This is a genomic window from Okeania sp. KiyG1, assembly GCF_014132355.1.
GTDB lineage: Bacteria > Cyanobacteriota > Cyanobacteriia > Cyanobacteriales > Microcoleaceae > Okeania.
In genome coordinates, this window is the sequence record NZ_BLZO01000100.1 from 24576 (window position 1) to 35818 (window position 11243).

Genomic DNA, 11243 nt, shown 5'->3' on the forward strand with positions numbered 1-11243 from the left:
GTTATGAAACTATTCTGCTGACAATTTCATTATTTGTCGGTAAGATAAGTTAAGAAGTTTAGTAACCTGACTAGGTACGAAAAAGTAAGGTTCAACTAAAAAGTAAGTTTTATAAGTTAAAGAATGATGGATGAGCAAGAAGCATTGGAAATTGTTAATGAGGTGATTTTTCAAAAGGAACGAAGAAAACTAAAATATATTGAAGAGCTTATTTTGACTGGTGCTTTTCAAAAGCATACTTATGGAAAAATTGCTGAAAATAATGGCTATGATGAGCAGCATATTAAGAATGAAGGTGCTGCTTTTTGGCGTTTATTATCAGAAATATTGGGAGAAAAGGTTAGTAAGAATAATTTTTTGGGAGCATTGGAAAGACGAAAATCTTGCTCTGGAAAGTCACCTATCTCGCTTTCTTCAAACAACTCTTTACCCCCAGAATTAACTACAGAAATAAATATTCCCAAAAAACCAGATTTTGTAGGGCGAGAGGAAGCGATCGCTCACCTTAATACTCTTATTACTAGCCGAGGTGCAAAAATTATTGGTATTTATGGTAAGGGAGGTATTGGAAAAACAACTCTTGCTCGTGAATATTTGCAAATTCAAAGACTCAAAATTTTAGAATTTAATGTGGGAATGGATGCTCAAAATATTTTGTCTGTAAAAAGTTGGGTAAAACGTCAAATCAACCAACAATTTAAACAGCAAGCTGAAGAAAAATTCATTGATATGCTGGAGCAACTCAAATATTTACTCCAGAATGAAAAAGGAAAAGTAGGGATATTAATTGATAATTTAGAAACTGCTCTTGATGAAAAGGGAAAATTCAAACAGGAGCATCGTGATTATATTGAATTAATCACAAGAGTTTTAAATCATCCCACTGTTAATGCCATAACATTAATTACTTGTCGCGAACAAATTAATGAGGCAAAATTAAGTTTTGTAAAATCATATCCACTGCCAGAATTAAGTGAGTTAGCATGGCAAGAATTTTTCAGCATATTTGAAATTAATATAAATACTCTTGCTTTAGGTGAAATTCACAAAGCTTATGGCGGAAATGCTTTAGCAATGAAAGTTATTACCCATCCAATAGAAACATATTATGGTGGTAGCTTAGAGGATTATTGGCTGGATAATAAACAATTTTTATTAAAGGGGCAAATTAAGGATTTAATTGCTAGTCAGTTTGACCGTTTATTTGAACATGACCGTCATGCTTATAATCTTCTTTGTCGTTTAGGAGTTTATCCTTATCGAGAGATTCCTAGAGTACAAAAAATTGGTCTTCGTTGTTTACTTTGGGATGTCAAAGAATCAGAAACTATGCAGGTAATTGAATCTTTACAAAGACGATATTTAATAGAGTTTGAAGCGGGAGAATATTGGCTACATCCAGTTATTAGAGCAGAATCTCTGGCAAGATTAGATGCTCTGGATAATACTCTTCTTTTGATGAAAGAAGAAATTGATAAATTATTGGTAAGAGATGAGAAATTCCAGCATTTTTTAGAATGGCTAAGAGAAGTTACTCTTCTAAACTCAGATTATACACCAGTAGATTTGAGAGCTTTTTATCTTTGTCTTGAATATGTGTACAGTTTCAGAATTTTCTATCAAGAAGAATATTTGGAACTAGCCAGTTTTTTTGGTATCCCTTCTATAGAAGAAATTGGAGAAGTATTCTTTGACTTTATTACTTCTACTGATGTTAGTAAGATTGATGAAAAAATGAAAGTAGCTTATGAAATACATGAATATCTACTATACGACCTGTTAATTGATAAAAGGTTATACGATCTACTCAGACTTGGTAGGTGTTCGAGCTTCGATCCTAAAAATTATTTAGCAAGTGAAATTGATGATTTAACTGGAGATGGACAGTATATTGATTTAGAGTTAAAACAAGCATTACAGAAATTAAAATCCGAATTGCCAGACCCAAATCAAAAAGAAGAATTGTTTGATGCTTGGTGGGAAACTAATAGTAAAAATTGGGCGGAAAAGCTCAGAAAAGTAATGATTGAATATTGTGATATTGGTCACGACTGGCAATTTAGTTGGCATGATTGCTTGCTTTTAGAGGAATATTATCATGCAAATGTTTTACTTTTATATTGCCTCTACTATTGTGATTATCATTTAACTAATTCTGTGCGAAATAAAATTGAAGATGAATTACTTTTACCGAGAAATTGTGGTCTAAAGCCTCCCCTTTTAAGGGGATAAAAAAAAGATAATTCCGTATTTCAAGCCTCCTTATTGCAGGAGGTACTGATAACTGATAACTGATAACTGATAACTGAAATGACCCATAGCTGAAATCGAAAAAAGGAAAGAGCAAAAATGACTGATAAAACCCAAGCCACAGACACAACTATTGCAACAAAAAAAATATGCTTAAAATTACTGCGAAAAATCCCAATATAAACAGGAATAAAACAATATTATACAGCCTCAAAACAAGTACAAAATATTGTCATGTAATTCTCAAAAACCGTCATTCCTATTTAATTAATATCAAATAAAGCTACTTTATTCTATCAAAATAGAAGCATCACGCCGAAGAATAGTAATAACTGGTTCTATTGGAAAAGAAAAATTATTAGGAGATAATCTCAGAAATAATCGATCTCCAGAAAGGCCCTTAAAAGTATAAGTATCTTGTTCGCCCCAAACCTAATCCTGTCTTGTATCAGACTGCCAAAAGTCAGAACGGTCATAAGTTCCCTGATTTAAAAGTTTATCAAAATAATACCATGCATGAAAAAAGAATGTTACGAATAATAAGCATGAGAAAAATACTTTACAGCAAGTCTTCCTTTGACAAAAAATAGAATTTACTAGCTCAAAACTGGTATTGAAGTTATTCCCATACGACTCCTGACTCCTGAGTTCCCCTCCCCTCCACGGTCGGGGTTAGGGGTGGGTTGGGAGGGGTTAGGGGTGGGTTGGGAGGGGTTCGGGGTGGGTTGACTCCTAAGAAATAGCCTAACTATTTGTAGCAAACATTTATCAAATTGGTATAACATGGGTCTAAAACCCCGCCTTTTAAGGCGCAATATTTTTGGAGAGTTGCTCAAATCCCCTACTTCCCCTCCCCTCCTGAGAGCAGGGCTAATTCATTGTAGTCAGAGAATATTTATATGGATATGAAATACAAAAAATTGTGCAAATAGCAAATAGATATAAGAATCTCCCCATCCCCCCATCCCCCCATCTCCCCATCTCCCCATCAATTTTTCTCTAGTGACAATAAATAGACCCTGCCTCCTGGGAGGGGCGAGGGGTGGGTTAACTTCTGTACGGGTGGTTCGCGTTTGCGGAGCATTCCGTAGGAAACCACCCCTACTGACTTCTGACTTCTGACTTCGTTAAGATTAGCTCTATTTCTAGGTAAGAATAGCCGATGCAAAACGGGAAGGTTACAGGAAAGTTCGCTTATAATATTGGAGTAAAACTTAAGATACCTTTGAATAGATAGTAATTCATATATTAATATTTTTTAACTCTTGAAACAAAATGAAAAAATATTAATTCATGGAAATTATCTGTTTTGAAAAAAGGGAAATAATATAGTTAATTAACTATGTTTGATATGATTTATGTTCAATCATAAAAAATATTTATGAAATTTGTAATTAAATTATATTAACGAGAATTATTATGAATCAAAAATTAAATCTGGTGTTATTTTTCCTAGCATTAACAATAATAGCACCTTTGCATCTACCAAGAGTAATAGCACAAACTATTCAAGTACAAAATAATTCTAATAAGAATTGGGAAAAAGCTTTTGAAGATTTATTTAATCAAGATGAAGACCCACCAGTAGTTAGAAAAGATGGTGGTACTAGAGGTCCTGGCTTATGTTTAGTTTCTCCTGGTCTCGTAGAGGTCAAAGGACAAATTCGGGACTATAGCACTATTTGGAATACTCGCCCTATATTTATTTGGCAAGGAAAATTAAACAGAATTGAGATTCGTCCTTCTAATAACGAGGAGTTTTTGTGGACTTTTGATATTCAAGATGATGAAGAAATAGTTGATTATACTGGAGAAGAATTAAAACCTGGTAATACTTATCGTTGGAGAATATTTGATAGTACAGATTCTATTGCTGGTATGCAACAAAGAACTTTTAGAATTATTGATGTAGAAAAACATGAAGCTATTACTCAAGATTTAGCCAAACTTGATCAAGATTTAAACAAACAAGGAGCTACAAAAGAAGCGATCGCTTTTGCTAGATTTCAATTTTTTGCTGAACGTCATTTATGGTCTGACGCTTTATCAGAAGTATTTAAAGTTAAGGAAGCTTCTATAGAATTGCAAGCTTTTCGTAGCAATATTTTGCAGCGTTTGTGTGAAGGGGAGCAAAATTAAATCTATTGAAGAAGGAAGAAGCAAGAAGCAAGAAGCAAGAAGCAAGAAGCAAGAAGGAAAAATCTTGTTTTGTCTGAGTTTTAAGCTTCACTCCCCTACTCCCCCACTCCCTCACTCCCCCACTCCCCTACTCCCCACTCCCCTACTCCCAACTATATAATAAGTATTCAAGCAGATTTGATATAAACCAAAGAATTTAATTTAAACCATGAACCTAATTTTATATAGTAAACCAGGCTGCCATCTTTGCGAAGGACTTCAAGAAAAACTCGAAGAAATACTGAAAGACCCTGAAAACCCCTGTAAATTCGACTTAGAGATTAGAGACATTACCACCCGGGATGATTGGTTTGCGGCTTATCAATATGAAGTACCCGTGCTTTCCGTCTGTGAAGCAGATACCACAACTGAACAATTCATACCACGTCCCTCTCCCAGAGTGTCAGTGAGAAAATTGCAGCAAATTTTACAAAAATATTTTTAATTAATTGATAATGGATAATTGATAATTACAAGAAGGTTAAAACTGTTACGGAATTGAATATAAGGAAATATTATTTCTTTTTTTTCCCCTTAAAAGGGTCGGCTTTAAACCAGAATTATTTAATTATTAATTATTAATTATTCGGTAAACTTGTGGTATTGATAACCAAAAAATCCTGTTGGTAAAAAGTCCTAAATATTAGCAAAAAACTATAGGAATTCCTAACATGAAATTGAAAGAATTATTAGCAAAAGTTCCCAGTATTTCCCTTGCCAATAATCATCCTGCATTAGAGACAGAAATCAAAGGTTTAACCACAAATTCCCATGCTTGCAAGACAGGGGATTTATTTTTAGGAATGCCAGGTACTCGTGTCGATGGAGGAGAATTTTGGGAAAGCGCGATCGCAAATGGTGCAGTGGCAGCTCTAGTATCTCAACAAGCAGCTCAAAAACATCAAGCCAAAAATGAATGTGTGATTCCAGTTGCTGACATGACTCAAACTTGTCCGGAAGTTGCTACAGCATTCTATGACTATCCAGGGCAAAAAATGAAGATGGTAGGTATTACTGGCACCAACGGTAAAACAACCACCACCCACTTAGTGGAATTTCTCCTCAATAACGCTCAATTACCAACTGCTTTATTCGGCACTCTCTACTCTCGTTGGCCTGGTTTTGAGGAAACAGCAGCTTACACCACACCTTTTCCAGTGGAATTGCAAAAACAACTGGCGCAAGCAGTAGCAGCAGGTAGCAAATATGGAGTTATGGAAGTTAGTTCCCACTCTCTACATCAAAAACGTGTTTGGGGTTGTAGTTTTGAGGTGGCAGTATTTACCAATTTGACTCAAGATCATCTCGACTATCACAAAGATATGGATGATTACTTTGAGGCAAAAGCGTTGTTGTTTAGCTCAGACTATCTCAAGGGTCGCGCTATAGTTAACGCTGATGACCCCTACGGTAAAAAGTTAATCGCCAGAATGAAACCGGAGCAAGTTTGGAGCTATAGCACGAGCAACACTTCCGCCGATTTTTGGGCTTCAGACTTGGAATATCAACCCACTGGAGTTAAAGGAATTCTGCATACTCCCCAAGGTGAAATTCCTTTTAGTTTGCCATTGGTAGGGCAATATAATTTATCTAATATGTTGGCAGCAGTGGGAACAGCTTTACATTTGGGTTTAGATTTAGCAATGGTCGTTGCTCAGTTATCAGAATTTCCTGGCGTTCCTGGTCGGATGGAAAAGGTACAAGTTAGTAACGAGCAAAATGTCAGCGTCATAGTTGACTATGCTCATACTCCCGATAGTTTAGAGAATTTATTAAAGGCAGCACGACCTTTTATTCCCGGTCGGATGATTTGTGTCTTTGGTTGTGGAGGCGATCGCGACCGCACTAAGAGGCCCAAAATGGGTAAAATAGCTGCCGAATTATCAGATTTAGCTGTGGTGACATCTGATAACCCCCGCACTGAAGACCCGGAAAAAATATTACAGGATATTTTAGAGGGAATATCTCCAGAAATTAAGCCTTTAGTCATAGGCGATCGCTCCCAAGCTATTCTTACTGCCATTATGGAAGCAAAACCTGGAGATGGGGTATTAATAGCAGGAAAAGGTCACGAAGATTATCAAATTTTGGGAACAGAAAAAATCCATTTTGATGACCGGGAGCAAGCAAGGGATGCTTTGAATGATAAGTATGGTTTGAGTTAAAATTAAAGTATATCTGGGTTGGGTTTTCGCTTCGCTTAGAGGTTGTCTGAGATGTCTCATTTGCTACATCAAAGCCCCCTAAATCCCCCAATTTTGGGGGCTTTGATGTAGCAAATTGACTCTTGTCCCCCCCAGAATTGGGGGGCTAGGGGGGCAAAATTTGGTTGTGGTCTACGCCCCCTAAATCCCCCAAAATTGGGGGACTTTGAGAGTTTTATTCCCCCCAGAATTGGGGGGCTAGGGGGGCAAAATTCAGTGCCCCCTAAATCCCCCAAAATTGGGGGACTTTGAGAGTTTTATTCCCCCCAGAATTGGGGGGTTAGGGGGGCAAAATTCAGTGCCCCTAAATCCCCCAAAATTGGGGGACTTTGAGAGTTTTATTCCCCCCAGAATTGGGGGGTTAGGGGGGCAAAATTCAGTGCCCCCTAAATCCCCCAAAATTGGGAGACTTTGAGAGTTTTATTCCCCCCAGAATTGGGGGGCTAGGGGGGCAAAATTCAGTGCCCCCTAAATCCCCCAAAATTGGGGGACTTTGAGAGTTTTATTCCCCCCAGAATTGGGAGGCTAGGGGGGCAAAATTCAGTGCCCCCTAAATCCCCCAAAATTGGGGGACTTTGAGAGTTTTATTCCCCCCAGAATTGGGGGGCTAGGGGGGCAAAATTCAGTGCCCCCTAAATCCCCCAAAATTGGGGGACTTTGAGAGTTTTATTCCCCCCAGAATTGGGGGGCTAGGGGGGCAAAATCATACCCAGAATCAGCAACCTTGTACAATTTGATCTAATATTAATAAATTCATTTTATCCGGATATGATATTACTGGCTTCGTTTGGAGCCAATATCACCAATTGTTATACTTGTTTGAGAATTGCCAGAAACATTAATGTGGCTAATATTATCACCATCAGCACTATTAACATCACGTCCCACTGAAATACTCTCCCGAACTTCTGACTTAACCTCCTCCCACCCACCATCCGGTAAACCTTTACCCCCACACAATAACGCTACCGGAAAATCTTCTGTCTGAGAAAAATCAAAAATAGGAGTTTGTTTTCTCCCTAATTTTTGAGCGCTTTCAGGAACGGTTTTTCCCGCATAATTCATTAAATTGGAAACCGTGACAAATTTATCTCCTGGTTTATTGCCACCACCATGTAATGCTTCCAGAAAATGGTCTGTGTAGATACTCATTTTTCCATCGGAGCGTATCCATGATGACTCCTCTCCTGTGGATGAGGTGAATACTGCTCGCCCTGTTCCTTTTCTTAATTCATCTATTAAGTTTTTCGGGAGGGCGGTTTGACTGAAGTTTTCGGGTAATTCTAGTTCCTCTGTTTCTTTAGCAGTTGCCATTCCTTGGGCGTGACAACTATCTATAATTACTAATAGTTTTTGGGCGGATATTTGCTGGAGGGCGTTGTTAAAGTCTGTTGCTGGTAATGCTGTTTTTTGTAGTCTTACCGGACTGGTGTCGTGGGGGATTAAATAATAGTTTTGGGTTGATTTATCTAGCCAACCATGACCGGAATAATAGACTAATATTGTTGCTTCTGGGTCGTTTTTTGCTTGTTGTTGGAGCCAGTTTAAATTGTCTAAAATGTTTTGTTTTGTTGCTTGTTCATTGCAGAGGAAGCGGAGATAATTTTCATTGTCAATGTAACCACATAAGTCAGGTTTTATGAGGAATGATTTGATGGCTTGAACGTCTTTGACTGTGACGGGAAGTGACCAGTTGGGATATTTGCAGTCGCCGACTCCTATTAGTAGAGCGTAGTTGTGAGAAAGTGTTTTAGACATAGATATTTTGGGAGTTTGTTTGTAGTATTGAAGGCGTTGTTGGATTGTTTGAATAATCTTGATAGTTTCAGATAGCAATTGTTTTACGAAACTATCATTTTGTAGTTTTTTTGTCAACTCAACAATTGTATTTCCGGAACCTATTTTACCCACAGCTTCTGTTGCAGTTATACGCACATAAGAGTCTGAGTCTTCTAGGAGTGGAATTAATCGAGGAATGGCAGTTTCCGAGCCTATTTTACCCAGAGCTTCTGCTGCACTCCTACGCATATCATATTCTGAGTCTTTTAGAAGTGAAATTAATCCCGGAATTGCAGTTTTTGAACCTATTTTACCTAGAGCTTCTGCTGCACTCTTACACAAATCAGAGTCTGAGTCTTCTAGGAATGGAATTAATTCCGGAATGGCTGTTTCGGAACCTATTTCACTCAGAGCTTTTACTGCACTACTACGCACATCATATTCTGAATCTTCTAGAAGTGAAATTAATCCCGGAATGGCTGTTTCAGAACCTATTTTACCCAGAGCTTCTGCTGCACTCCTACGCACACCATAGTCTGAGTCTTCTAGAAGTGGCATTAAGACCGGAATCACAGTTTCGGAACCAATTTTACCCAGAGTGTTTGCTGCAATCCTACGCACACCATAGTCTGAGTCTTCTAGAAGTGAAATTAATCCCGGAATGGCTGTTTCAGAACCTATTTTACTCAGAGCTTTTACTACACTAATACGCACATAAAAGCTTGAGTTTCCTAGAAGTGAAATTAATCCCGGAATGGCTGTTTCAGAACCTATTTTAACCAGAGCTTTTACTGCACTACTACGCACATCATATTCTGAATCTTCTAGAAGTGAAATTAATCCCGGAATGGCTGTTTCAGAACCTATTTTACCCAGAGCTTCTGCTGCACTCCTACGCACATCATATTCTGAATCTTCTAGAAGTGAAATTAATCCCGGAATGGCTGTTTCAGAACCTATTTTAACCAGAGCTTCTGCTGCGCTCCTACCCAGATCATATTCTGAATCTTCTGGAAGTAAAATTAATTCTGGAATGGCTGTTTCGGAACCTATTTTACGCAGAACTTCTGCTGCACTCCTACGCACATAAGAGTACGAGTTTCCTAGAAGTAAAATTAATTCCGGAACAGCTGTTTCAGAACCTATTTTACCCAGAGCTTTTACTGCACTCCTACGCACATCATAGTCTAAGTTTTCTAGAAGTAAAATTAATTCCGGAACAGCTGTTTCAGAACCTATTTTACCCAGAGCTTCTACTGCACTCCTACGCACATAAGAGTACGAGTTTCCTAGAAGTGGCATTAATCCCGGAACAGCTGTTTCAGAACCTATTTTACCCAGAGCTTCTACTGCACTCCTACGCACATCAGAGTCTGAGTCTTCTAGAAGTGGCATTAATCCCGGAACAGCTGTTTCAGAACCTATTTTACCCAGAGCTTCTACTGCACTCCTACGCACATCAGAGTCTGAGTCTTCTAGAAGTGGCATTAATCCCGGAACAGCTGTTTCAGAACCTATTTTACCCAGAATTTCTACTGCACTCCTACGCACATCAGAGTCTGAGTCTTCTAGAAGTGGAATTAATCCTGGAACAGCTGTTTCGGAACCTATTTTACGCAGAGCTTCTGCTGCATTCCTACGTACATATGTATCTGAGTTTTCTAGAAATTTAACCAACCCCGGAACAGCACTATCCGAATTCGTTAACCCTGCCAACTCAACCTTCACCCCCACAGGCAACTCCCACCGCTCAACCTCCACAAACACCCGCTCCTGAAACCTCCTTTGCACCTCTCCCACCAACCTCGCCCCCAAAAACCAATCTACCTCCAACGCCAACCTTACCACCCGCACTGCTAACCCCTCATCCTCCAACAACCCCAACATCAACGCCACAACTTCCGTCCACTTCAAATAATTCAAATAATCCCACTGCAACTCATAGTCACTCAAACCAGACAACTGCCACAACAACCTTTCCGCCGCATAATACTCCTGCAACAACTGATGGCGAAACGAAATCTGACTATCATCTCCCACCTGAATCAAATGATGCTCCAATAAATCCTCCAACCAACACATCGCACGGTCATCAGGAGCTTCTACTTTCCCCCGCAAAAACTCCGTCAACACCTCCTCAGCTTTTTGTCGAGAAATAGCAACCATAATCTCAGTTTTCGACTCCCCATTCGTCATCACCCACGCCAACTCCTGCAATAACCTATCCCACCAACGTCGAGAACTTTCATCAACGGGAACATCTTGCTTGAGGCGACTCCTATAACTCTCAGTAAAACTCCGAAACACCAATCCCAGATTGCTTGGTATTACTTTATTATAGCCAAACACCGAACACAACATCAACAAAAACATCGGAGTTTCTCCCAACTCCCGCAACCTCCCCTGCAACTGCTGCCATAATTTTTCTCCCTGCTCAGGCAAATAAGCACTGATAAACTCCCGCATTTGAGATTCAGTCAGAGGTTGCATTTCCCACCTTTTCTCTATCCCCAAATCTCCCCCCAGACTCAAATCTCGCGTCGTAAACACCATGGCAGTTTGGGGGTAGTCTTGCCGAAACGTTCTCACCTGTTGTCGTGCCGCTTCCGATGCCATTTCGTTAAACCCATCGAACAGGAGCAAAAATTCACCTTGACGGAGCCAAGTTTCTAGAGTTGCTGTATCTATATTTATGGTGGGGTGGTGTTTGTGGATAAATGCTTGAATTCTGGAAAGTATGGAAGATTGACTGTAGCGGAGTTCGATGAGGATGGGAATTTTTCGATCCCCCCCTGCCCCCCTTGGAAAGGTTTTATCCCCCCAACCCCCTTG

The 11243-nt window shown here is 39.1% G+C and carries 5 protein-coding genes; 4 read left to right on the forward strand and 1 reads right to left on the reverse strand.

All coding sequences use genetic code 11. From position 1 onward, the window contains the following. The first annotated feature begins 123 nt into the window (after positions 1–123). From SAGCYANO_RS24360 to SAGCYANO_RS24375, 4 genes are all read left to right on the forward strand, one after another. Positions 124–2232, forward strand: a complete 2109-nt coding sequence (locus SAGCYANO_RS24360; protein WP_202222444.1) for an ATP-binding protein — start codon at positions 124–126, stop codon at positions 2230–2232. Positions 2233–3669: 1437 nt separating this feature from the next. Then, a complete protein-coding gene (locus SAGCYANO_RS24365) occupies positions 3670–4389 on the forward strand; it encodes a DUF928 domain-containing protein (protein WP_202222445.1) in 720 nt (239 codons plus the stop codon). A gap of 208 nt (positions 4390–4597) precedes the next feature. Beyond that, positions 4598–4873, forward strand: coding sequence for a glutaredoxin family protein (locus SAGCYANO_RS24370; protein ID WP_202222446.1), 276 nt, complete (start codon positions 4598–4600; stop codon positions 4871–4873). A 226-nt stretch (positions 4874–5099) separates the two neighbouring features. After that, on the forward strand, positions 5100–6593 hold the full coding sequence (locus SAGCYANO_RS24375) for a UDP-N-acetylmuramoyl-L-alanyl-D-glutamate--2,6-diaminopimelate ligase (RefSeq protein WP_202222447.1): 1494 nt from the start codon (positions 5100–5102) through the stop codon (positions 6591–6593). Between the two features lie 813 nt (positions 6594–7406). Here SAGCYANO_RS24375 and SAGCYANO_RS24380 read toward each other — a convergent pair. After that, positions 7407–11243, reverse strand: a 3837-nt coding sequence (locus SAGCYANO_RS24380) for a HEAT repeat domain-containing protein (protein WP_202222448.1), incomplete at its 5' end; no start/stop codon positions are given.

Excerpts from the sequence above, each read along its gene's own strand:
- SAGCYANO_RS24360 (WP_202222444.1), top strand. The coding sequence starts at position 124 with ATGATGGATGAGCAAGAAGCATTGGAAATTGTTAATGAGGTGATTTTT.
- SAGCYANO_RS24365 (WP_202222445.1), top strand. The coding sequence starts at position 3,670 with ATGAATCAAAAATTAAATCTGGTGTTATTTTTCCTAGCATTAACAATA.
- SAGCYANO_RS24370 (WP_202222446.1), top strand. The coding sequence starts at position 4,598 with ATGAACCTAATTTTATATAGTAAACCAGGCTGCCATCTTTGCGAAGGA.
- SAGCYANO_RS24375 (WP_202222447.1), top strand. The coding sequence starts at position 5,100 with ATGAAATTGAAAGAATTATTAGCAAAAGTTCCCAGTATTTCCCTTGCC.